The sequence below is a fragment of the Paenibacillus praedii genome, assembly GCF_049725345.1.
In the GTDB taxonomy this organism is placed as follows: Bacteria; Bacillota; Bacilli; order Paenibacillales; family Paenibacillaceae; genus Pristimantibacillus.
In genome coordinates, this window is sequence record NZ_JBMWAM010000025.1 from 36,922 (window position 1) to 61,413 (window position 24,492).

Here is a 24,492-nt window from a genome sequence, read left to right on the forward strand (position 1 = left end):
GTTGGAGAGAAGGCTAGAAGACGATCCGTTAATTATTGGCGGTCAGAGTCTGAGCTCGCGCTTCTTGTTTGGAACAGGAAGGTTTCCGAGTCCAGCGGTGCTTCAGCAGGCGCTGGAGGCGTCTGGGTCTGAGGTGATTACCTTTGCGGTTCGCAGGGTCAATTTGGAAAGCGTCGAGGATGATTCCGTGCTGCAGCACTTTGAGGATAATCGGCTTACTTATCTTCCGAATACGTCCGGCGCAAGCACGGCCGAAGAAGCGATTCGGATTGCGAGACTGGCACGGGCGGCGGGGCTCGGTAATTGGATCAAAATTGAAATAAGCGGGGATGCCCGTACGCTCCTGCCCGATCCGATCGAGACGCTCCGCGCCACGGAGCAGCTTGCTAAGGAGGGGTTTATTGTCCTGCCCTATACGTCAGATGATCCGATATTATGCAGAAGACTAGAGGAGGCGGGCGCATCGGCCGTTATGCCTGGCGGATCGCCGATCGGCACGGGACTTGGGCTGCTGAATCCTTACAATTTGGGCTTGATTGCGGAGCAGGCCCGTGTTCCGATCATTATTGACGCAGGCATTGGCTCGGCGAAGGATGCGGCTGAAGCGATGGAGCTTGGCGCGGACGGCATATTAGCCAATACGCCGATTGCAAAAGCGCAGGACCCGATTTTGATGGCGCACGCCTTCCGACTGGCGATCGAAGCGGGCCGGCTGGCAAGGCTTGCCGGAAGAATCCCGAAGAAACCTTACGCTTCCGCAAGCAGCGATTCCGAAGGCTCGCTATTTGAGATTTCGGCAAGCAGCGCGGGAGGTAGTGCATAATGCCCCAATCCATCGTTGTGCTTGGAGGTGGCATTATCGGCTTGTCCTGCGCCTTTGAAGCGGCTCGAAGAGGAATGAGGGTTACGCTTGTGGAGCCGGCTTCGCTCGGCGGGCAAGCGTCTGGCGCCGCGGCGGGGATGCTGGCCCCATTTTCTGAAAATACAGAGCAGCCGGACAGCTTTTTCCAGCTATGCTTAAGCAGTCTGCGGTGCTTTCCGGAGTGGATTGCTGCGGTAGAGGAGCTGTCTGGCTTGTCTGCGGAATGGATACGAAGCGGCAGTATTCATGTATTTCAGCATGATGCGGATTTGCTTCCCATTGAATCGAGGCTGCGATGGCAGAATGCATGGGGTGCGAAGGCGGAGCTAATTGATCAGGCGCAGCTTCAAAAGCTGGAGCCGATGCTTGCAAAATCCGCTGCTGCCGGCGTGTTCACCCCGGAGGAGAGCCATGTGTATGCACCCAAACTTGTTGTGGCGCTGGAAGCAGCCTGCCGCAGGCTGGGTGTTATTATTTTGGATCAAGCCGGTGAAATTGAAAATGTAGACGTGCATGGAGCGGAAGGGGTCACCGTTCGCGCCAAAGGGCTGGAGCGGAGCGTCCATGCCGATCAGGCCGTCGTATGTGCGGGCGCATGGGCAGGCGCTTATGAGCGATGGTTTGGGCTGACGATACCGATACATCCGATTCGCGGCCAAATATGCTCCTTCGAGCATAACGCTAACGAGGTTCGGCATATGGTTTTTTCCAGTGAAGCCTACTGGGTTGGCAAAAGCAACAAGCGGCTTGTCTGCGGGGCATCCGAGGATGTCGCAGGCTTCGAGACCAGCGTGACTGAACGCGGTATCGGTCGTTTAATCCGCAGCTCCAACCGGCTTTTCCCGTTTCTCGAGGGGAAGCAGACAGCGCATCGATGGGCAGGACTTCGTCCGGCTACCCGCGATGGCATGCCGCTGTTGGGAGGGGTGAAAGGAAAGCCGAACGTTCTCATGGCAGCAGGTCATTACCGGAACGGGGTTTTGTTAAGTCCGGTAACCGCTGCTATTGTAGCTGATCTGCTGGAGGGGAAGCAGACGGGAGTGCCGCTGCACGCTTTCGCGCCTCACCGGTTTACACCAGTTTCTAAAATCATACATTGAAAAAAACTACAAAATCTGCTATATTGAAAACGAGAATCGTTATCATTATAGCAGATTTTTTTTTTTTATGTCTCGATAGGGCGTACAAAGTTATTAACTTCCTAGAGCATATTAATAGCAAGATAGACTTCGTTAAAGTTTACATACAGAAGGGTAGTTTAACAATGTCGGCGCAATCAAATGAAAAATTGCTCACACGTTCTAATATGCGAATTAGGCCTTTGATAGCTAGCTTTATTCTGATGGGAGGACTGGCTGCGCTCATTCTTTCCATTGCCTTATCCATCTCTGTCGGCGCAGCAAATATTAAGCTGTCCATGGTGTGGGAAGCGTTGTTTCAATTTAATCCGGCTATAATGGATCATCAGATTATTAGGGAGATGCGCATGCCCCGTGTGCTCGCCTGCGTATTGGTAGGCGCTGCTTTTGCGGTCGCCGGCGCTTTAATGCAAGGGATGACGCGAAATCCGTTAGCCGATTCCACCTTGCTGGGGGTAAATGCCGGAGCGGGTCTCATGCTGGCAGTCAGCATGGCTTTTTTTCCATTTATAACTTATTTGAATTTAATGTTTATGTCGTTTGCAGGAGCAGCGCTTGGGCTGGGACTTGTGTATGGTATAGGTACGCTTGCTAAGGGAGGCTTAACACCGGTGAGGCTTACTTTAGCCGGGGCGGCAGTCGGCGCTCTGCTCGTGGCGCTTGCGGAAGGCATTGCGCTTTATTATCGCGTTGGACAGGATCTGGCCTTCTGGTACGCTGGCGGAGTAGCGGGCATCAAATGGCTGCAGCTTGAAATTGTTGCCCCTTGGATCATTACAGCCTTAGTTGGCGCCATGCTTATTTCCCGATCGATTACAGTGTTAAGCTTGGGGGATGATGTAGCGGCAGGTCTCGGTCAGCGGACGGGACTGGTGAAGCTTGCCGGCGTTGTCATCGTACTGCTGCTTGCTGGCGCATCGGTGTCCGCTGTCGGCTCTATTGGATTTGTAGGTCTCATCATTCCGCATATCGCGCGTTTTTTCGTCGGTGTCGATTATCGCTGGATTATTCCATGCTCGGCGATATTCGGCAGTCTTCTCATGGTCTTAGCTGATATCGGCGCCAGAATAGTTAATCCTCCTGAGGAAGTTCCAATCGGTATGATCATTGCTGTTATCGGCGTTCCCTTCTTCTTGTATTTAATTACTAGGATGAAGGGGGAATAGCCGTGGATAAGCTATATATTACGTCTGCCGAGAATCGGAGAAGAAGGCGCGCGTACATCTTAATTACGGTGCTTAGCGTTCTCATTATTGCTGCATTTATTATGAGTATGAATACCGGCACTATTCGGCTAACTCCGCTAGAGGTGCTGAAGACGCTATTCGGAGGTGGCACTGAGGAGCAGGAGCTTATCTTGTTTGATTTTCGTTTGCCGCGGATCGTGATCTCTGTTTTGATCGGTATCGGCTTTGCCGTTTCCGGCAGCATTATTCAAGGGGTGTCACGCAATCCGCTTGCCGACCCGGGTTTACTAGGTATTAATGCAGGCGCAAGCCTTGCCGTGGTCCTGTTTATCAGCTTTTATCCAGCCGCGCTAAGAGGCTCGGTCTTTCTGATGCCGATCGTTGCTTTATTGGGCGCTGCTTTGACGGCGCTGCTCATTTTCATTTTCTCTTACAAACCGCATCGCGGCTTGCTGCCAACAAGGATGATTCTTGTCGGTATCGCTTTTGCGGCAGGCATCAGTGCTTTGATTCAAATCCTGCAAATTCGGCTCGATCCAAATCAATTTCAGTACATAGCGTTATGGTTGGCAGGGAATATTTGGGGCACGAACTGGAAATATGTGCTTGCCCTGCTTCCTTGGTTTCTTCTTATTCTCCCTTTTGTCTTCGCTAAGTCGAAGGTGTTGAATGCATTAAATTTGGGCGAGCATATGGCAGTCGGCTTAGGTGCGCGTGTGAATAAAGAAAGAATGTGGCTTCTTGCCGCTGCGGTCGGCCTGGCTGGCTCCTGTGTGGCCGTTGGCGGAGGGATTGGGTTTGTCGGTCTAATCGCGCCCCATGTCGCGCGAAGGCTCGTCGGACCGAAGCATCAGGTGCTGCTCCCCGCTTCCGCTCTGGTCGGTGGCCTGCTTGTTATTACAGCGGATACGATCGGAAGATCGATAATGGATGGCATACCAACCGGCATCATCGTGTCTGTCATTGGAGCACCGTATTTTTTATATTTATTGTCTAGGTCAAAATAATAAATCCCTTCTTCATTTAAGGAAACCGCGGTGAGCTTTCTCATCTGCGGTTTTTTTTATGCGTTCTTGAGTAGCGAGCCTATAGGGAGATGCATATATTACCAAAGAAATTTCAGGTGGAAGAAGGAGAGGACTATGGCCAAAAGCAGAAAAGGGAAAAGCCCGCGGGGGCGGAAGCCGCTTTTTTATGTCGATAATCCGAATACTTCCGAATTAGAGTGGCTGGACGATTTAAAAAAAATGAAAGCTGCTCCACAAGCACTAGCACAAGCACAAGCACATGCACAAGCAAAAACACAAGCAAACAAAATGCACTTAAAAGTAAAGGATGAATCTGGAAAGGCTAATATCAATGTATTTCATGCTGTTTTGGAAGGAACGACTGAAAAAAACGATAGTGAAGCCGTAATTACGGAGCAGAGTATTCTGCCTGAACCGTCAGAAGAAGTGGACAATACTCAGCAAGACACGATAATAGCGGAGGAGGAGCCCGCTTGTGCTGAGCCGGAAATATCAGGAACAGAGCTCAGCCACGAAGAAAAGCTGAAAATAGCTGAAGATAAGAAAAATGCAAATGCGCCGGTGCCTTTCATCTACACAGATGATTTGGTCGACCATGCGATTACAGCCGAGAAAATCGCACCATTCGCGGTTGATGCCAGCAAACTCGCCCATGGCAGTATTAATGCAAGCACGATCGCCGATTATGCGGTAGGAAATGTTCATATTGCTGACGGAGCGATTAACTCAGTCAAAATTGCCGAAGAATCAATTATCGGAAAGCATTTGACGAAAAACTCGATCTCTGGCAGTAAAATATTGGATCATTCCATCAGCGGAAGTAAGTTTAAGGATGGCAGCATCACGTCGGAAAAGCTTGCCGACCGTACGATCAGTTCACATAAAATTGCAGATGGTTCGATTGAGTCGAGACATTTGAAGTCGTTCATTGTGACATCTGAGCTTCTCGCCGAACAGTCCATTACGGCCGATAAAATTAAAAGCGGCGCGATTCAAACTGAAAATCTGGCAAATGACGTCATCACCAGCTCTAAGCTTGCAGAAGGCTCGGTTACCCGCTCTAAGCTTCGGGATGGTATCATATCAAGCGAAAAAATTGAAGCGGGAGCGATTGATGCCACCCATCTGCAGCCAGACATTTTGCTTGCTGAACATGTCGCTGTAGGTGCAATTCATGGAAAGCATTTGGCCCCAGGCGCAATTTCGGCAGAGCATCTGGCAGAAGGGGCGGTAGGAAAAAGAGAGCTTCAGGCAAAAGCGGTAGACTCCGAGCAGTTGGCCGATGGAGCGGTCTCCGCCATACATTTGCAGGCAGGGGCCGTACAAAGCGCCCACATCGGAGCGAGAGAAATTATAAGCGCTCATCTCGCTGAGCAGTCGGTTAGTTCGGTGAAACTGGCCGATCAATCGGTATCAACCATAAAGCTCATCGATCATTCCGTTACGTTATCCAAGCTTTCAGATCAAAGTGTAAATTCTCAAAAGCTTGTTAACGATGCGGTTCTTAACCGTCATCTCGGTCGCGGCAGCGTCACCTCCGATAAAATTGCCGAAGGACAGGTGCAGCAGGCCCATTTGACCGCAGACTCCGTATCGGGCAAGCAGATCGCCGCTAACTCCATACTAAGGAAGCATTTGCAAAACGCGATTGTTAATGAGGAGAAGCTAGCGCCTCATGCTGTTCGAGATGAGCATATTGGTTACGGAGCTGTAGGGATGGCTCAGCTGGCTGATCATTCGGTGTCTAGAAGCAAGCTGACGGAAGGTGCGGTAGACGGTTCAGTATTGGCGAATGAGTCTGTTAATACGGAGCATTTGCAGGATGAGCTTATCACATTTCAAAAAATTGCGCCTGCAGCGCTTAGACCCTACCATTTTACGGCAGAGACGGTAACGGAAGAAGCGATTGCGCCAGCTGCTGTTGCCGGAAAGCATTTGCAATCAGGGATCATTGAAAGCCGCCATTTATCGAATAATATGATCGGTACGGAAAAGCTGGAGGATGGAGCGGTAACAAGCAGCAAGCTGTCGTACGGAGCAGTTATGGAGAAACATCTCGGGACGGGAGTTGTATTCTCTCATCATCTAGCCGATCATATCGTGAATTCATTGAAGATATCTCCGGAGTCGGTCACCACGGATAAGCTCGCGGATTTGTCGGTTTTGACATCTAAGCTGGCAGAGGGAAGCGTTACAAGCGAGAAAATAGCCGCTAAATCGATTTTGCCCATCCATTTTGCGGAACAATCCATAACGGCTATTCATATTACTCCCGGTTCTATTCAATCTAGTCATGTGCAGGAAGGGATAATTGAGGCAAAGCATCTGGCTGCTCAATCGATTGGACCTCAATCGCTTAAGGATGAGGCCGTCACAACCGAAAAGCTGGCGGGCAGAGCAGTGCAATCGAAGCAAATTGCTGATGAAGCGGTGCAAAGCCGTCATTTGTCTGGGGGTTCAGTGCTTGGCATTCATTTGAGCGAGAGCAGCGTGCATGGTAATCACATCGTTGATGAGTCCATAACAGCGGAAAAGCTGAGCCCCCGCAGCGTCGGTGAAGCACAGCTTCAGGACGGCTCCGTTACGGCTTCGGCATTGCGCGGCGGAATTATTGGCACGGATCATGTAGCTGAAGCCGCGATAACGTCCGAAAAAATTGCCAAGCTGGCGATTAGCGCCAAGCAATTGCAGCCCTCTTCGGTCAATGCCGTTCATTTGACACCCGGCAGCGTTGGAGAGAGCGTTATTCAGAAAGGTGCGGTAACAAATGCAAAGCTTGCGCCGGATGCCGTATCCGGTGAGAATGTGCAGCTTGAATCATTAGCTGGCAAGCACTTGAAGTCGGATTCGATACAAGGCTATCACATTCGCAAAGGAACGATTACGTTATCTCATTTGGCTGGTGATATACATGCATTCGAGAAGATTGCTGATGAAAGCATCGCTGGCCGTAAGATTAAGCAAGGTACTATTATCAGAGAGCACTTGACCGCAGACAGCGTAGGAAATGAGCAACTGGCCGATGCTGCCGTTACGAGAGAAAAGCTATCGTTTGCAGTCGTTGGTAATGAACAGCTGAGCGACAGCAGCGTGACGGAAGAGAAGCTTGCACAAGGCAGCGTAGGAAGTGAGAAGCTGGCCGATGGCAGTGTAACGACGGAGAAGCTTGCGCTTGGAAGCGTGGGAAGCGAGCAGCTGGCGGAAGGCAGCGTAACGACGGAGAAGCTTGCGCTTGGAAGCGTGGGGAGCGAGCAGCTAGTCGATGGCAGCGTCACAACGGAAAAGCTTACGCTTGGAAGTGTAGGAAGCGAGCAGCTAAGGGAAGGCAGCGTAACGACGGAAAAACTTGCGCTTGGAAGCGTGGGGAGCGAGCAGCTAGTTGATGGCAGCGTCACAACGGAAAAGCTTACGCTTGGAAGTGTAGGAAGCGAACAGTTAGCGGAAGGCAGCGTCATAACGGAAAAGCTTGCTCCTGGAAGCGTAGGAACCGAGCAGCTAGCGGAAGGCAGCATAACTGCTGAAAAACTGGCTCTTGGAAGTGTAGGAAGCGAACAGCTGGCCGAAGGCAGCATAACAACGGAAAAACTGGCGTTTGGAAGTGTAGAAAGCGAGCAGTTAGCGGAAGGCTGCGTAACGATTGAAAAATTAGCATATGACAGCGTAGGAAGCGAGCAGCTAGTCGACGGCAGCATCTCGACAGAAAAACTGGTGTACGGCAGCGTAGACAGTGATCAGTTAGCAGATGGCAGCGTCACAACTGAAAAGCTTGCGTTCGGCAGCGTGGGAAGCGAGCAGCTAGCGGAAGGCAGCGTCACAACGGAGAAGGTTGTGCTTGGAAGTATAGGCAGCAAGCAGTTAGCTGCAGGCAGCATAACAACGGAGAAGCTGGCATTTGGCAGCGTAGGAGGCGAGCAACTGGCTGCAGGGTGCGTATCGATCGAAAAACTTGCCTACCGAAGCGTATCACGAGAGCATCTAGTCGATGGCAGCATAAACACAGAAAAACTTGCACTGGGAAGCGTAGGCACAGAGCAGCTAGCGGAGCGCAGTGTAACTACGGAGATATTGGCATACGGCAGTGTAGATCGTGATCAGTTAGCTGCAGGCAGTGTGACAGCGGAAAAGCTAGCGGAGGGGAGCGTAAGCTGCAAGCATTTGGCAGAAAGCGGTATTACAGCAGAGAAGCTGGCGTACGAAAGCGTAGGCAGTGATCAGCTAGCTGCGGGCAGCGTGACGGATGAAAAGCTAGCGAAAGGAAGTGTAACTAGAGAGCATCTGGCAGAAGGCAGCATAACAGCAGATAAGCTGGCGTACGGAAGCGTGGAAAGCGATCAGCTGGCTGCTGGCAGCGTAACTAGAGAGAAGCTAGCGAGAGGAAGCATAGGCAGCGAACAACTTATCGAGGGTAGCGTCACGGCAGAAAAGCTGGCACACGGAAGCATAGGCAGCGAACAATTGGCCGAAGGAAGCATAACATCAGAAAAGTTGACGAGAGACAGCATAAAGAATGAGCATTTAGCGGCAGGCAGCGTGACATCGGAAAAGCTTGCAAGTGGCAGTATAGGCAGCGACCAGCTAGCGGAAGGCAGTGTGATAAAGGAGAAGCTGGCATACGGAAGCGTAGGCAGAGAACAGCTGGTTGAAGGCAGCGTAACGAGAAAAAAAATGGCAAACAGCAGTGTAGGCAGGGAGCAGCTAGCGGAAGGCAGCGTAACAACGGAGAAGCTGGCGCAAGGCAGCGTAGGCAGCGACCAGCTAGCGGAAGGCAGCGTAACAACGGAGAAGCTGGCGCACGGAAGTGTGGGGTCGGAGCAGTTGCTAACTGGCAGTGTAACAATTGATAAGCTAGCGCCAGATTTACTGTCGCAGTATGTACTTGGCAGCAGTTTTATTCAGACACAAGATATTGCTGATCATTCGATTTCAAGCAAGCATTTGCAGGAGCAGTCTATCGAGCTTTCAGCTTTGCGGTTCACGCCGGTTTTAACGAATTCAGGCAGCGGCGAAGTCAAGCAGCAATTCGGACTTACACCTTATAGCTTTTCCACTCAGGAAGAGAGAATTGACATTAGCTTTACATTCGAGGAGCCATTTGCTAACGATCAATACGTGCTGACTGCAATGACTGATAATCCATCCTGCTATGCAGTCATCCAATCGAAGATGGTCGATCAAGCGACGATAGCTATCATTCGAACCCGCATTAGTTTGGAACCCAAAGGATGCATTAACTGGATTGCGATTGGCAGGTCCTAATCACAATCAAAAGAAGATTATGTCCGCGAGAGGCGTCATAATCTTCTTTTACTTATAGTTCCACCTCTAAAAGATAAGCATACACCAGTAAGAGCAAGGAGGAGGTTGCCATGTATAAATCAGTAACAGAAATGGTAGAGCGTATGTCCCGCTCAAATTATCAGCTTGCTCGCATATTGGAAGCGAACCGCCATGTGGCAGTCCGAGCGGCAAAGATTATTGTGTCGATTCCTGATGACGATAAGCCTTTCAGCGGTGTACCTGAGCTTCTTCACAACACGAACACTGTGGGGCAAAGCATCGTTAACTATTTGAACACTATCGCAGTTTTTCAGAATACAATAGCAGAGCAGTTAAGCGTAGTCATTCGTGAACTGAAAGAAGCGGAACAAGAGCATGGACAGGAGTATGACCAGGAGAGGGAAGAATAAGAGCAAGAAAGGGGGCTGCGATTGAGATGGATCGCGAAAAGGCATACCTGCGAATACTGAGTTCTACTGCGGATATACAATCGAATATTTCTCTCATTTTGGAGGCAAAAGCAGAAGAAGCAGAGAAAATGAGGTATTGGATATGCAACCATATACAGAGTAACAGTTTTAATAATTATGAGTCGCAGTTAATCCAATCTTTACAGCTGCATAATCAGATCGTTGAAATCATTGACGGAATAACGAAGTTAAATCATGGTATGGTTTCGATTTTGAAGGTCATATTGCCGCGCGAGGAGCAAGAGGCTGGCTTTGGCTACTTAAACGGAACAAATGGAAATAGCAGTTCATATGGAGATCAATAACGATGAACTGCGATGTGACGGAGCTTGAAGCCAAAGCATCTTTCATCGGTTCGCTTGCAAGAAGCCAGCAGGCGTTAGCCCGAATTTTAGAAAGTATTGCTGATGTAGCCGACTGTTCGCCCGAAACAGCTAAGCTGCTTCGGGATAACGTAAGGTCGTTAACGAGTATGCAGGAAGGGATCGCGGAGGCAATTACGAGCCTGACATGGCGGAAACGTATTAAACGCCGAGGTAAACACGGAAAGCTTTGGCTTCAGCCCAGTCTGCGCCTTAGCCACACAAGATGCCGCATCGAACCTTTAAAGAGGTCATTGTCGAAATAATCGCAGTTGAAATTAAAACATGTAATTGCCAAATTCCGCGAACGATTTTCGATTTGGAGATGATTTGACAATAAAACGCCTTATTTGGCGATATGAACTTGAGATTTCTCATGTTCATATCACCAAACAGGGCGTTTTTTTTTCTAGCAATAAACCGGTCTAGCAGATGGCTTCCATTCTACGGAACGAACCGGAAATAATCATAATATTGTTCATCATCACTAGATAATTACCGTGCCAACTAGTAACTTTTCTCCATATAGTAGTAAAAAGACAATAAGATTTTAAGCTCTTTTCTCACAAACGCATCATGCAGTAATTGATAGATCTCTTTCTCTACTACTCTAAGTGTTAAGGTGTCAGTACGGAGACTGAAAATTGAGCTATAATGGGAGGGTTATTATATGAAAGGCTTGATTTTATGTGCCGGAACTGGTTCTCGTTTGCGACCTATGACATTTTCTCGACCAAAGCATCTCCTGCCGATAATGAACAAACCGGTCCTTTTTTATGGTATTGAAGCAATGCTTCAGGCCGGCATTACCGAAATTGCAGTCGTTGTTTCTCCCGTCTTCCGGAAAGTATTCGATAAAGCACTTCAGGGAGGGGCGCCGTGGAATATCGTCATTTCTTTAATCGAACAGCCCGAACCGAAAGGTTTAGCTGATGCCGTACGGGCTGCGGAAGCGTTCACGGAACATGACGATTTTCTGTTATATTTGGGGGATAATGTCATCGATGGATCATTAAAGCCGCTTGTTGAAAAATTCCAATCTGAAAATCTTGACGGAGTCGTGTCCGTAAGTCCCGTGGATGCTCCTGAACAATTTGGTGTTGTTCAATTATGCGGAGATAAGATTGAGAAAGTAGTGGAGAAACCTAAAAATCCACAAAGTAATTTGGCAATAAACGGTGTTTATTTGTTTCGACACTCCCTATTTGAGGCGATTTCTAAAATCGTTCCTTCACCAAGAGGGGAATACGAGCTAACCGATGCTATTCAACAATTGATAGACGATCGGTATCATCTGGGAGTGTTTCGCTCCCCTCATTGGTGGAAGGATACAGGACAGCCTAAAGATTTAATAGTATGCAATCAATATTTTCTGCAAAAAATGAATGGTTATAGTTATAAAGGTTCAATCGATCAGAATTCAAGCGTATCTAATCCGGCTATGATCGGAGAAAACGTTAAAATTATAAATAGTGTCATCCGTGGGCCGGTAATCATTGGAGAGAACACGGTTGTTGAAAACTCCTATATTGGTCCATACACTTCGATTTCGGAAAATGTGTCTATTTACAACTGTGAGCTTGAGAATAGCATCGTTATGGAAAATACAGTGCTGGACAGCATACCTCAGCGAATTAATGATAGCTTAATTGGCGGAGATGTAAAAATGATTGGCAAGTCGCAGCAGCCTCAACGCTTGCAGCTGTTGGTGGGAGATCATTCGCATCTCTATTTTCCACTTTAAAGAGAACAAACTCCATAGAATTTACTGAAGAGCCTCCCTTCGAATGACATTTGGAAAAACCTTTAGAGTTTCCGATGTCCGTTTCAAGGGGGATTTTTATGATGAAAAAAAGAGTAGATTAGCCGCGTGCTGAGAGAAAGCTAAAAAAAGCTGTCGTCTGTAGGTTACAGAAGACAGCTTTTGAAGCCTATTCCATCCGATTGATGAGTACTTCGTCATAATATTCTTTTTGTCTTTTCAGTTGAAGAGGCAAGTTAAAGTCTGTTTCCACTTTTTTTCGCGCGTTAACACCTAAATTTTCCCATTTTTCTGGATGTTTAATTAACCATTTCATTGCTTTTGCCAGCTCATCAACTGATCCTTCGGGGACTAGAAGTCCAGAAACCTTGTCCTTGACTAATTCCGGTATCCCCGCGTGGATCGATGCAATAACAGGCATTCCTGTGGCCATTGCTTCTGTTAACGTATTTGGAATTCCCTCTTGGTTCCCATTCTGATCCGTACAGCTTGGTGCGCAAAAGATATGGGAGCGGTAATATTTCTTTTCAATTTTTCGATAATCGACCCATGGAACGATTTCGACACTGCTGCCGAGTTCTAGTTTCTTGATCAGTTTACGGTATTCCTCTTCTAAGGGACCTCTCCCAATTAAAATTAATTCAACCTGTGTATATGATTTTTTTACCTTAGCAAAAGCGCGAATCAGGTTAGCGAATCCCTTTTTCTCGACAAATCGTCCGATCGCCAAGAACCGAATCTTTTTCTTTGAATCTACTATACGGGGGCGGCATTCAAAGCGGTTTAGGTCAATTCCCCCGTACAAGACACGTATTTTATCTTCATGACATCCTAAACGGATGATTTCTTGCTTAAGATGCTCACATACGGGGAAAAATAAATCAGCGGTTCGAAACAGCTTTTTCAATCGCTTTAGATTCCCTTTTTTCTTGGGATAAGCTGTCGCATCATTCCCGCGAAAACTGACAAACAAAGGGATTCCGTATTTTTCTTTTAGAAACTCGAATTTGGGAGCTAGAGAACCGTGGTGAATATGAACGGCTGCGACATTCGCTTGTTTGAGAAGATCCGGATTTTCTTTAATCGTTTTTAAGGAAAGAACGGATGAAAACGGGGTTTGGTTAGGTTGTTCCTTCGATTTGTTTGCTATTATAATTCCGCGGTAACCTTCGACACTAGTTACTTGCTCTGTAACATGACCATCTTCCAATGAATATTTATGATGCAGAATAGAAGGATAATTTTGTTTCAAACTCTGTTCCTCCCTTGATTTCCATATATATATTTTCTGTCGGCGCGATGCGTCCTATTTCTACCATTTATACAATTTAGAGGCGTTTTTTCGAATTAAAAGATGGCGTTTACTTCCAGGGATTCTCTTTCGCTGATGCCTGCGGTATATGGCCAATGGTATTTTTTGGCAGTATCCCAGGTAAAGGGAGGCTAAACGAAGCCACAAATCCCAATCTTGAGAATAATGATACCTCTTATTAAAAAATCCGATATTAAAAAAGCAGCTATGGTGTATAACTACAGTGGATGTTCGGATCGTAAATTTACGTTTATACAAATTTAATCGAAACTGGTGTAAATTCGTAAAGCTCTTGAGGTTGCGCACGAGTCTTTTTTTCCTTCTTCTTCGATCATCATAGTACCAGCTGTATAAAAAACGACAGTTCGGATTTTTTTCTAAAAACTGTTTGTTTTTTGACAGCTTCATAGGGAGAAACTGATCGTCGGAGTCCAATAACGCGATATATGTTCCTCTTGCCAATCGGATCCCCGTATTTCTCGCTTCGGAAGGACCTTGATTTTTTTGGTATACATATCGGACCTGTGAGCCGAACGAGTTTACTATTTTTGCGGTTTGATCTGTCGAACCGTCATCAACAACGATGATTTCATAATCTTTGCTAGTTTGCTGCAGCACACTTCTTATCGCTTTGCCAATATAACGTTCACGGTTGTAAGTCGGAATAATGACGCTGAAGAAAGGTCTTTCTCGTTCTTCATCTTCATAGGATTTGATGACTTTATCAAATAGCTGCTCTAACTTTTCTGTTTGTACCTGCCGATTGAAGCTGGTTTCTATTTTGTTTCGTGCATTTTTCCCGAGTTGTCTCCATGTTTCAGGGTTTTTCATGACATCAATCAGCTTCCACGCAAGCCCATCAACGTCACGTTCTTCTACTAGATGCCCAGTTACGCCATCCTCAACCAGCTCCGGAATTCCCGAGTGAAACGTTGAAACAACGGGAAGCCCACAAGCCATAGCTTCTTTGATTGCATTGGGGATACCTTCTTGATTTCCTGTACGGTCCTTCATGCTTGGCAGACAAAAAATATGTGCCTGCTCCAACTGTTTGGCTACTTCATTGTGCGGAAGAGCACCCATGAATTCAATTTGCCGCTGGAGGTTCAGTTTTTTGCTCAGCTGTTTCAAATGTCCTTTTAACTCACCATCTCCGATTAGGGTGAGTCTGGTTTGCGGAAAGACCTGATGGACGTGATGAAAAGCTTTAATAAGCTGATCAGCCCCTTTTTTTTCGACGAGTCTTCCGACAAAAACGATACGCACCGGGCCATTTGCAGGAAAGTGGCGTTCTTTATAAGCAAATTGAGTCAGATCGATACCGCTGTAATGGACAGTAATTTTTTTTTCAGGACAGCCATGATTAATTAATTCGTCTTTCATGGCTTGGCAGGGGACCGTAAAGCCATCTCCTATGGAAAACAAACGTTGCAGTGATTTTCTTCGCTTTTTCATTTTTTCGGTTCCGGGTGAATCGCATCCATGGAAGGAAGTAACTAGCGGGACTCTCCATTTTTGTTTCAACGGCATCATTTTGATGCCACTCGTCCCGAATCGGGCATGAATCAGTTGGAAAAACCCGCTCTTCAGCATCTTTTCCAATCGATTAAATCTGGGGGAGACAATTACGTTTTTATGCGGAAAGGAGTCTATGTTATTTCGTTTCTCGCAAAAAATGTAAGGCTCATAACGATTCATTTGCCGAATCTCGCCGTAAATAAAAGTTTCGCTGATTGGCAAAAAAACGGATCGGACAACGGCGATGTTATGCAGAACGTATACCTCCCTTGATATTTTTGAGGTTCATCTTTACTTTATGACGGTTTGAAACAGGATGTATAGACGACAGTGGATGCAAGAGCGCGGTTGCAAGAAAAATAGCATCTTGCCCACGCTTTTTAGTTGAGTTTGCATAGTTTGATAAAAAGAGCGAACGAGAAAGAAAGGAACGTGGATGCGATAGAGAAGTTAAAACGAAAGGTGGAGCATGACTACGGATTAGAAATAAAGAGATGGCAGGTTATCAAAAAAGAAAAGAATATTAGCTTTGTCGCTCAGGTTGTGACGAGTAAGGGTAAGAAATATGCGCTTAAAAGCTTATATATCACGCCTGAACGACAGCATTTTATAGCCAAATCGGAACAAATGCTCGCTCAAAAAGGAGTGAAGCTGGCCCTGCCGATACCGACTTTAAAAGGCGATTTGTACATGATTCATAATAGGGCTCCTTACGTCTTATACCAATGGATCGATGGCAAAAGCGGTCAACTGCGTCACCAGGATGATCTTGAATCCATAATTAAGGTATTGGCTCGATTTCATCACGCTTCCCATGAGCTCGATTACCCTACTGATGTAAAGATTTATTCGCACCCTCACTGGAAGAAAGAATATAAAGACCGTATAAAGTCGATGGAACGTTGGTATAATGCGCACAAATCATCAAAAAACTGCAAAAAAGTAATGCTCATCCGCAGTCATATCCCATTCTTTCAGCGGATGGCCAAAAAGGCGCTGAAAGCATTGAAAGAGAGCCGTTACGAAGACTACTTGAAGGGTGCTGTATCTGTCAAAAGCTTAGTGCATGGCGATCTTCATCAGAATAACCTCATTAATCGGAAAGACACGAAAACACTGATCGATTTTGAGGATATCCGTTATGATCTCCCTTCTAAAGATTTGCTTCGCATTTACAGTATGTATACAAATAAACATCCTTTTGTCGCAAAAACGTTTCGCAAGATGATAAAAACATACGAACACTTTAATCCGCTTTCCCCTGAAGTAAAGCAGATTGTCCTAATAGATTTGACATTTCCGCATATTTTCGAGAGGATACTGCGCAAAAAAAAATATGTCAGAATAACTTGCTCTAAGTTAAAACATAGGATTAAACAGGAAAAGAAAAAAATTGAATATATTCATCGGCATTATCTCAAGACCAGCATCAAGAACAGGAGGGGCAGTATTGAATAAAATTGCATTTGTCCGAGTGCGTTACCTTCCTCCATCTGAAACCTTTATTTATGAAGAGCTGAAAAACATAAAACAATTTAAGGCCATCGTGTTTTCTCGGAGAAAAATGAATTTAAAACGCTTCCCCTTTCCGAGAATTAAACGATTGCCCAGCGGTACAAAGAAGATCGCACGAGTATTCAAGAGAAAAAAAATTAAACTTATACATGCCCGATTTGGAAACGCGGGTGTCCGTCTAATCGAGGTGAAACGGCGGCTGCGCATCCCAATGGTAACCTCTTTCCACGGATTTGATTTGCCCACGAAAAGAAACAGACGAAAGGCCTATCATCGAAAGCTGCCGGTTTTATTCAAGGTTGGCGAAAAGTTCACGGTGCCGTCCCGCGATATGAAACGGCAGTTGATCAGATGGGGATGTCCCCGGAACAAAATTACAATTATGTACAGCGGTATTGATTTGAATAAATTCTCGTATGTGCAGCGCGAACATAAGACGAAAGATATAATGATTATTTCGGTCGGACGCCTTCACAGTAAGAAAGGTTTTCGCTATCTGTTGAAGGCTTTCAAAAAAGTACATGATCGATATCCAACAAGCCGGCTCATTATTGTAGGTGATGGAAATGAACGGAAAAAGATAAGACGTCTCATTTCAGAGCTAAAGCTTAAAAACTATGTTCGACTTGAAGGACTCGTTGCACACAGTCAACTGTCTAAGCTGTTGAGCCGAGCGGACATATTTTGTCTGCCAAGCATAACAACGAAGGATGGAAACCATGAGGGCATTCCAAACGCGATCAAAGAAGCGATGGCGACAGGTCTCCCTGTCGTCTCCACGTATCATGGCGGGATCCCAGAACTGGTCACCGATGGGCTGGAAGGGCTGCTGGTTGCTGAAAAAAACGTCGGAATGCTAGCGGAAAAAATGAGGTATTTAATAGAAAATCCATATTTACGTGAGGAAATGGGAAAAAGAGGACGTGAAAAGGTAGAAAACCAATTTAATTCAGCAAAGCAGGTAAGCAGTTTAGAGACCATTTATAGTGATTTAATCAGAAAGGGGCGTAAATAATGGTTGATGAAAGACCCGGAAGCCAGCTCCATAACATGAACGAGGAAGCTAACCTCGAGCCTGCACTCGTTACTGTAGTGATTCCCACTTACAACCGAGCGAAATATATAAAAAGAGGAATAGAAAGCGTATTGAAGCAGACCACTGGACGGTGGAAGCTGTTAATCATTGATGACGGATCAAAGGACAAAACAAAGAAGATAGTCAAACGCTATTTAGAGGATTCAAGAATCCGTTATGTGAAGCTAAAGAAGAACAGAGGCGTTTGTTACGCGTTGAATCACGCCTTGTCATTAGTGGATACAACCTATTTTTCCCAGCTTGACGCAGACGATTGGTATGAGAAGGATACACTCGAAACCTGTTTGAATCGGATGGAAAAATCGGATAGCAAGGTTGCTGTCATATACGGTAACGAAAAAGTATGGAAAGCTCAGAGAAAGGGTAAGATCAAGTATTTAAATATGAAAAAAAAGCGTCAAATTCGCGGAAAATATGATTTTATCACTTTTCATTCCATGGTTTATCCTCGTTTCTATCGGACGGAGGCACTTCGCAAGGTGGGCGGCTGGTCGAGAAACGTACCGCAAAAAGGCCGTTTTGCCGAGGACAGACAAATTTTGCTCAAGCTTGCGGGACGTTATTCGTTTAAAGCAGTGAACAAGGTGCTGTATAACCGCTTAAAACATAAAAGTAATAATTCGAGAATGGAGAACCGGAAGAAATACGCGAGTGTTACGAGATATTTATACAAAAAAGCTTTAAAACGGTGGGGAGACAAGTACAAAGCGAAATTCAAATGGGTTAGAGGTCGGCTTAAGGTAGGAAGGCTGATAAGAAAATGAACCTTGAAAATCAACGTGAGAATGATGACAACAATTTGACGATGAAATATGAATTAGAGACATGGGAAGTCATTGAAGTAATCAAGGACGCTTTGGAAAATAAAAAGCCGCTTTCAGTGGTCCGTGTAGGCGATGGAGAAAATATTTGTCTGAGTCAATACAAAGTGTGGCCGATTCGCAAAACACTGGCGACCCGCTGGGCGAGATTGTCCCGCAGCACCAACTGGAAAGGAGTCCGGTTGCCGAATATTCCACTTCGCGAACAATTAATAGCGTCGATCAAAAAAGCGGACATCGTCGGCATACCTTCTTACAATGATAAGGAAATATTGGCCAAACAGCAGTACTTGCGTCCATTGACGGATGCTTGCTTTGAAAGGTATAACATTCGACCTAAACAAATTTGCCACACCTTCGTTAATCGCCATATGATTGAATACCTGCAATTTTGGGAAATGCTCAAAGGAAAAAAAGCGGTCGTCATTTCTCGTTGGGCCGAAGATTTCAAAAAAATGGTCAGCAATAGATACGGAGCATTCGATATTGAATTCGTCAAGGTCATCCGGATTAATCGGTATGCTGAAATTCCAAATGTGCTGCTCAAGATGAAAGCAATTGATTGTGATATTGTATTTATTTCCGCAGGAGTCAATGCCGTTATATTGGCGCAGAGGCTGGCAGAGGAGCAGGGACGAATTGCTATTGACTTTGGAAAATCAGCGGTGTTTATGGTGAAAGGGAGTCGAAAGGTTCAGCCGTGGAAACCGAGGGATAAGTATGAACAAGAAATATTTGTAAAAAGGGGAGAGCGGTCTTGAAGATCACCGTCATTGGTTCGGGATATGTTGGTACAACGACGGCGCTCGTACTAGCTCATATTGGTCATGACGTTATCGGTTACGATGTCAATAACGTTAAAGTAGGGAAGCTGAATGAAGGAAAGCTCCCATTTATGGAGCCTGGCTTAGAGCCATTGCTCCAGGAGCTGCTGGAAAATAAACGTATCGTTTTTACCACGGACACCCAAGCTGCTATAACTCAAAGCGAACTGTTGATGATTTCGGTCGGTACTCCTTCAGCCTTAAGCGGGAATGCCGATTTAACCTATCTGCAGCAAGTGATAGACGCCATTGCAATGTATAGCAATGAGCCTAAGGTTATCGTGACCAAAAGCACGGTTCCGCTTGGAACTAATCGATGGATGAAGCGGCAGCTGGCAAAGAAAATCGATACGGATAAATATCCCATTGAGGTCATCGCTAACCCTGAGTTTTTACGCGAGGGCGAAGCTCTTCACGATTCGCTTTATCCTTCCCGAACGGTGATTGGCGGGGAGGACAATGCGGCGATTGAAATGGTGAAACAATTGTACGCCCCGCTGCAAACATCTTATTTCATTTGTAGTTATGAAACGGCCGAAATGATCAAATATGCCTCAAACGGATTTTTAGCGACCAAAATTTCATTCATCAATGAAATTGCTCGGTTAGCCGATCTAGTAGGTGCTGACATTGAAGGAGTTGCTGCAGGGATGGGGTTGGATCCGCGAATTTCACCGCAGCATATGCATGCCGGTCTCGGTTATGGGGGATCCTGTTTTCCCAAAGATGTTAATGAGCTTCTTTTTTTTGCACGACAAAATAATATGAATTTAGACTTGCTTCAGCGAGTGAAATGTATTAACGATTCACAAATCGATTGGTTTGTCCAAAAAATAGAGTCGCTGCTTCCTTTGAAAGGCAAATGTTTTCTAGTTCTCGGAATTACTTTCAAGGAGGATACCGATGATCAGCGGGAGTCGCCGGGCATTCGATTGATCGAGCATTTACTTGAAAAAGGGGTCGATGAAATTAGAGTAATGGATCCGACGGTCAATTCGGTTGAGCAAATTCATTGGACAAAAGGGCTTAATGAAAGGGAAAAAGGAAGGCTGAAAGTAGTCCATGAAGAGGATGAAACGGTAAAAGGAGTTCATGCTGTCGTATTGGCGACCCCTTGGTTACAATTTTCCTCTTATCCTTGGCAGGAATGGGCGAAGAAAACGGATTCCGCCTTTTTATTCGACGGACGAAACTTTTTGAGTCCGGAGGAAATGCGGCGCTGCGGATGGCACTACGTGGGTATTGCTAGGGGAGAAATGATATGAAAATAGTCATAACGGGGGCAGCCGGATTTATTGGCTCGCATCTGAGTGAAGCACTACTGAAGGATGGAAATAACGTAATAGGTATTGACCACATCGAGCACAATCCCGATCGGAACATCAAGGAGGACAATATGAAGCAGCTGTTCGGACATCCGAATTTTCAATGGCAGGCTGCTAATTTGTTGAATGCCGACCTGGAGAGGCTCCTTGTCGATGCCGATGTTGTTTTTCACCTAGCGGGTCTAGCGGGTGTACGAAACAGCTGGGGCTCATCTTTCGGCGATTATTTAAATGCTAATGTTTTGCTGACGCAAAAAATTCTCGAGGCTTGTAAAAGAGCTGCTAAATTGAAAAAATTAGTTTACGCTTCTTCTTCCTCCGTCTATGGCGGCGGTGCAGGTCAATACAGTTCCGAGCAATCGCCGACGCAACCGATCTCACCGTATGGATTGACAAAATTAGCGGGAGAGCAGCTTTGTTCTCTCTACTATAAGCAGTATGGGGTGCCATACTCAGCTTTAAGGTATTTTACCGTGTACGGACCACGGCAGCGTCCTGATATGGGGTTTCATCGGTTTATGAAGGCCGCTTGGCTCGACGAGCCCTTAACCATTTATGGGAACGGTGAACAAACACGTGATTTTACCTATATAAGCGACTTGGTGCAAGCCAATATTAGCGCGATGAGCTATAACAAGCATGGGACCGTTTTTAATATCGGTGGTGTTGAGACAGCATCAATTAATGATATCATCCAGAAAATTGAACGACTGTCCAGCAAAAAATTACGGTTAAAGTATTTACCGGAACAGCCAGGAGACCCCTTTACAACACGCGCAGATATTTCATTAGCCCGTGTAGAACTGGGGTATCATCCGATCATTTCACTAGACGAAGGAATGACGGAACAATGGAGCTATATTTCCGGTCTATACGGAAACGGAAAATGATCGGAGGAACATGATGATCGGAATACTGTATGCCCGCTCGATGCTAAGCCGATTATTCAAAGGAAAGCATTGCTTTGAAAAGCCTGCTTTTTATATGGAAGCAGCTCGCCATGTAGGAGAAGATATTTTATTTTTTTCCCTGTCTGATATCGATTGGAAAAAGGGTACGGTCCGGGGCTGGAATGGAGCAGATCCGGTTCGTTTGAAATTAGCGCTTCCCCCTGTGATCATCAACCGTACGAGAACGAATCAAGCCCGCATCAGAAAATTGATCTTGCGTTTGAAACAGATGGGGATGGTCGTTTTTAACGAACATAACGTCGTTTCCAAGCTGGAGATTCATCATATTTTGTCCAAGAGTAATGAAATGCAGCAGCATCTTCCGGAAACAGATGTCGTGACATATCGTTCGGTGAAACATCTTCTGGAACAAAACACGAGTCTTTTCCTCAAGCCAAGCACAACCTCAATAGGGAACGGAATCATTCGTATCCGTAAAATAAATAAAAGCACGTTTGCCGAAATTAATGTACTTGGTCACACGAAGCGAAAGAAAGTCAATATCGATCAGATTATTAACATGGTCAGAAGACAGAAACGGGACTATCTGGTACAACGGGGAGTATCTCTGATGACATACCAAGGGAATTCGGTTGACTTCCGGGTGTCGGTGCAAAAAAACGGCGAAGGCAATTGGCAGTGTACGGGAATCGTTGGAAGAGTGGCGAAAAAAGGAGCAGTTGTTACCAATCTCCACTGTGGAGGGAAATCGTTGAAAGCGGCGGAGCTTTTTCAAAAGTGGGGTTGGAACGCAGCCGAAATCGAAAAAAAGGTTGCTGAACTGGGGTTATCCATTGCACAAACACTTGATAAAGAACTTCCCCATATAGCCGATCTGGGATTAGATATTGCGCTGGATGAACAGCAGTATCCATGGCTTATCGAAGTTAATTTCCGTGACTTGCGAATTACGTTCCGGAATGCTGGAGAAAGAGGAAAGTGGCGGGCGACATTTGCAAACCCTGTTTATTATGCGACCTATTTAAATAGGAAAATCAAGGAACAGGAAATGAAATTGGAAATACGAGGTTTGGATAAGATTTAACCCCTCAAAGGCTTTTGATCCCAATCATTAGAAGCCAGTGAGGGGTGTTACTACTTGCAGGTTAGCTTAAGACTTGGTTATTTATCCCTTATAAAGACCATCGGAGGATGACGCCTGCCTGTGTCAAGCCTCCTCCGAATCCATAAAGCAGCATGAGCTGACCAGGCTCTATTCGCCCTTGCTTTACAGCCTCGTCGATCGCGAGCGGAATGGATGCGGCTGATGTATTGCCGAATTTTTTAATACTCGTTAGCGTTTGATCAAGCGAGAAGCCGGTCCTTTCACAAAGCGCTTCTATGATCCTCATATTTGCGCTATGGGGAATAAACCAATCGATGTCCGTCACGGACAGCTTGCTTCGCTCTAAAAGCTGAGTGATTCCCTCCGCTACCTGACTAACAGCCCATCGATAGACCTCTCTTCCGTTCTGTATAATCAGCCCGTTATTAGTCATCGCATGTTCTCCAATTGCTGGAGCGAGACTGCTGCGATATAGAAGATGGCCGCGTGCTCCGTCTGTTTTGGAATAGGTCGATCGTATATCTCCATGACCGTCATCGGACGCTTCCATGAGGAAGGCGCCGGCACCGTCTCCAAACAATATGCATGTGGTTCGATCTGTATAATCCGTAATTTTGGACAGCGTCTCGGCGCCTATGACCAATATCTTGCGATGTGAGCCAGATAGCAGTAAGCCGTTGGCAAGCTGGATGGCGGCGGCAAATCCGGCGCAAGCAGCCTGCAGATCGGATGCGCCGCAGCCTTGTATGTTGAAATGTGCTTGTACCTGCGAGGCAACGCTAGGAAAAATGGCATCAGGAGAAGACGTTGCTACCAGGATATAATCGACATCGCTTACGGAAACCGCAAATCGTTCGATCATATTCTGGACAGCGGCGATGCAAAGATGGCTCGTAAACTCATCTTTAGCGGCAATTCGCCGTTCCTGAATGCCTGTACGCTGTACAATCCATTCATTATTCGTATCGACGAGCTTCTCTAAATCTGCATTGTTTAATATTCGTTCCGGAACATAAGAGCCAATAGCGGTAATCACGGCATTGGAATGAATCACGGCTTGATATAGCTTATTCATTCTTCCATCACGTCCTCTCTTTAATTAGCACCAGATACTAATACTTGATACTAATTTAAGTCTAATCGCATCGTTTGTCAATGCTGCGTATAGTCGTCAGATTAAATGCGAACGCTAAGATCGAGGCCAAAGCACGATTAAAGCAAACAGGAGGATGGCGAAACATGCGCAAATATTTAATGGTTTTGTCGGCATGCGTACTGCTTATAACAATGCCTACAGGCTGTATGGAAAAGCAGGGCGATTTGGGCAATAAAAATATTCGTACGAACAAAGTACGTTATGATGCGAACGGTAATTTATTAAGGGACAAGCGGTTCGCCGATGATCAATCGAACGAGATGAATCGGATGAACGGCATCAGGCTGAATAGCAATAATGTCATTGGTTCACATAAAAATTATCGGCTGGAAATGAGCGAGAAAATGGCCAAGGCCCTTACGGAACTGGATGAGATTAAGTCAGCATATGTTATGCTGACCAATCATAATGCATACGTTGCGGTGTCTTTAGACGAAAACAAGCAGAGCGGCAATGCGGCAATGATGAGCCGAACGAATACAGGCTTTTCAGGTGAAAAAGGCATCGAAATAAACAGAAGAATGAGCAGCCTGTCTACCGGGCAGGATAGGCTTACCAAACAAATCGAAGATAAGGTCATTTACGAAATCAAACGTATGAGGCCAAGCGTGGAGCGAGTATATGTGTCGGCGAGTCCGGACTTTGTCGGTCGCATGAACGCATATATGAATGATGTGAAGCTCGGCTATCCGATTCAAGGATACATTTCTGAATTCAATGCGATGGTTGAACGAATTTTCCCAGCTAAAGCGACAGATAAAACGATGAAAAGCGCAAGCATAAAGGATAAACGAATGATCTATGATTAATAATGCTTTAGTT

20 protein-coding genes are annotated in these 24,492 nt (G+C 46.0%); 17 read left to right on the forward strand and 3 right to left on the reverse strand.

Going from position 1 to position 24,492, the window contains the following annotated elements; all coding sequences use genetic code 11:
• The first annotated feature begins 1 nt into the window (after position 1).
• The 9 genes from ACO9K6_RS18510 to ACO9K6_RS18550 all read left to right on the forward strand — a co-directional run bounded on the left by ACO9K6_RS18510 (position 2) and on the right by ACO9K6_RS18550 (position 12,069).
• Complete coding sequence (locus ACO9K6_RS18510; RefSeq protein ID WP_424769033.1) at positions 2 to 823, forward strand: thiazole synthase; 822 nt, start codon at positions 2 to 4, stop codon at positions 821 to 823.
• Positions 823 to 1,962, forward strand: coding sequence for a glycine oxidase ThiO (thiO, locus tag ACO9K6_RS18515; protein ID WP_424769034.1), 1,140 nt, complete (start codon positions 823 to 825; stop codon positions 1,960 to 1,962). Before ACO9K6_RS18510 ends, thiO begins: the two co-directional genes overlap by 1 nt.
• Before the next feature lie 164 nt (positions 1,963 to 2,126).
• Positions 2,127 to 3,167, forward strand: coding sequence for a FecCD family ABC transporter permease (locus ACO9K6_RS18520; protein WP_424769035.1), 1,041 nt, complete (start codon positions 2,127 to 2,129; stop codon positions 3,165 to 3,167).
• A 2-nt stretch (positions 3,168 to 3,169) separates the two neighbouring features.
• On the forward strand, positions 3,170 to 4,195 hold the full coding sequence (locus ACO9K6_RS18525; protein ID WP_424769036.1) for a FecCD family ABC transporter permease: 1,026 nt from the start codon (positions 3,170 to 3,172) through the stop codon (positions 4,193 to 4,195).
• A 135-nt stretch (positions 4,196 to 4,330) separates the two neighbouring features.
• Entirely contained in the window at positions 4,331 to 9,472 is a 5,142-nt protein-coding gene (locus tag ACO9K6_RS18530; RefSeq protein ID WP_424769037.1) for a WIAG-tail domain, read from the forward strand.
• A 110-nt stretch (positions 9,473 to 9,582) separates the two neighbouring features.
• Entirely contained in the window at positions 9,583 to 9,903 is a 321-nt protein-coding gene (locus ACO9K6_RS18535; RefSeq protein ID WP_424769038.1) for a nucleoside-diphosphate sugar epimerase, read from the forward strand.
• Positions 9,904 to 9,929: 26 nt separating this feature from the next.
• Positions 9,930 to 10,268, forward strand: coding sequence for a restriction endonuclease subunit S (locus tag ACO9K6_RS18540; protein ID WP_424769039.1), 339 nt, complete (start codon positions 9,930 to 9,932; stop codon positions 10,266 to 10,268).
• A gap of 2 nt (positions 10,269 to 10,270) precedes the next feature.
• Positions 10,271 to 10,591 carry a hypothetical protein gene (locus ACO9K6_RS18545; protein WP_424769040.1) on the forward strand — a complete coding sequence of 107 codons (321 nt, stop codon included), beginning with the start codon at positions 10,271 to 10,273 and terminating at the stop codon, positions 10,589 to 10,591.
• 404 nt (positions 10,592 to 10,995) lie between these two features.
• On the forward strand, positions 10,996 to 12,069 hold the full coding sequence (locus ACO9K6_RS18550; RefSeq protein WP_424769041.1) for a glucose-1-phosphate thymidylyltransferase: 1,074 nt from the start codon (positions 10,996 to 10,998) through the stop codon (positions 12,067 to 12,069).
• Between the two features lie 187 nt (positions 12,070 to 12,256).
• Here ACO9K6_RS18550 and ACO9K6_RS18555 read toward each other — a convergent pair whose 3' ends face one another.
• Both ACO9K6_RS18555 and ACO9K6_RS18560 read right to left on the reverse strand, forming a co-directional pair.
• A complete protein-coding gene (locus ACO9K6_RS18555; RefSeq protein WP_424769042.1) occupies positions 12,257 to 13,339 on the reverse strand; it encodes a glycosyltransferase in 1,083 nt (360 codons plus the stop codon).
• A 60-nt stretch (positions 13,340 to 13,399) separates the two neighbouring features.
• Positions 13,400 to 15,097, reverse strand: coding sequence for a glycosyltransferase (locus tag ACO9K6_RS18560; RefSeq protein WP_424769043.1), 1,698 nt, complete (start codon positions 15,095 to 15,097; stop codon positions 13,400 to 13,402).
• A 252-nt stretch (positions 15,098 to 15,349) separates the two neighbouring features.
• Between ACO9K6_RS18560 and ACO9K6_RS18565 the strand changes: the two genes are divergently transcribed.
• Genes ACO9K6_RS18565 through ACO9K6_RS18595 form a run of 7 tightly spaced genes read left to right on the forward strand, consistent with a single transcriptional unit; the run spans position 15,350 to position 22,493 of the window.
• Positions 15,350 to 16,375, forward strand: coding sequence for a CotS family spore coat protein (locus ACO9K6_RS18565; RefSeq protein ID WP_424769044.1), 1,026 nt, complete (start codon positions 15,350 to 15,352; stop codon positions 16,373 to 16,375).
• Positions 16,368 to 17,447 carry a glycosyltransferase gene (locus ACO9K6_RS18570; RefSeq protein ID WP_424769045.1) on the forward strand — a complete coding sequence of 360 codons (1,080 nt, stop codon included), beginning with the start codon at positions 16,368 to 16,370 and terminating at the stop codon, positions 17,445 to 17,447. The genes ACO9K6_RS18565 and ACO9K6_RS18570 overlap by 8 nt, the downstream gene beginning before the upstream one ends.
• Positions 17,447 to 18,292, forward strand: coding sequence for a glycosyltransferase family 2 protein (locus ACO9K6_RS18575; protein WP_424769046.1), 846 nt, complete (start codon positions 17,447 to 17,449; stop codon positions 18,290 to 18,292). Before ACO9K6_RS18570 ends, ACO9K6_RS18575 begins: the two co-directional genes overlap by 1 nt.
• The gene (locus ACO9K6_RS18580; protein ID WP_424769047.1) at positions 18,289 to 19,110 is read left to right on the forward strand and encodes a GT-D fold domain-containing protein; all 822 of its coding nucleotides are present in this window, start codon (positions 18,289 to 18,291) and stop codon (positions 19,108 to 19,110) included. The genes ACO9K6_RS18575 and ACO9K6_RS18580 overlap by 4 nt, the downstream gene beginning before the upstream one ends.
• The gene (locus ACO9K6_RS18585; RefSeq protein WP_424769048.1) at positions 19,107 to 20,438 is read left to right on the forward strand and encodes a UDP-glucose dehydrogenase family protein; all 1,332 of its coding nucleotides are present in this window, start codon (positions 19,107 to 19,109) and stop codon (positions 20,436 to 20,438) included. The genes ACO9K6_RS18580 and ACO9K6_RS18585 overlap by 4 nt, the downstream gene beginning before the upstream one ends.
• On the forward strand, positions 20,435 to 21,388 hold the full coding sequence (locus ACO9K6_RS18590) for an NAD-dependent epimerase/dehydratase family protein (protein WP_424769049.1): 954 nt from the start codon (positions 20,435 to 20,437) through the stop codon (positions 21,386 to 21,388). The genes ACO9K6_RS18585 and ACO9K6_RS18590 overlap by 4 nt, the downstream gene beginning before the upstream one ends.
• Before the next feature lie 13 nt (positions 21,389 to 21,401).
• Positions 21,402 to 22,493 (forward strand): YheC/YheD family endospore coat-associated protein, encoded by a 1,092-nt coding sequence (locus tag ACO9K6_RS18595; RefSeq protein ID WP_424769050.1) that lies wholly within the window; start codon positions 21,402 to 21,404, stop codon positions 22,491 to 22,493.
• Positions 22,494 to 22,581: 88 nt separating this feature from the next.
• Here ACO9K6_RS18595 and ACO9K6_RS18600 read toward each other — a convergent pair whose 3' ends face one another.
• Entirely contained in the window at positions 22,582 to 23,589 is a 1,008-nt protein-coding gene (locus tag ACO9K6_RS18600; protein ID WP_424769051.1) for a ketoacyl-ACP synthase III, read from the reverse strand.
• Between the two features lie 164 nt (positions 23,590 to 23,753).
• Here ACO9K6_RS18600 and ACO9K6_RS18605 point away from each other — a divergent pair, with 164 nt between their 5' ends.
• Positions 23,754 to 24,479 carry a YhcN/YlaJ family sporulation lipoprotein gene (locus ACO9K6_RS18605; RefSeq protein WP_424769052.1) on the forward strand — a complete coding sequence of 242 codons (726 nt, stop codon included), beginning with the start codon at positions 23,754 to 23,756 and terminating at the stop codon, positions 24,477 to 24,479.
• Positions 24,480 to 24,492: the final 13 nt, after the last annotated feature.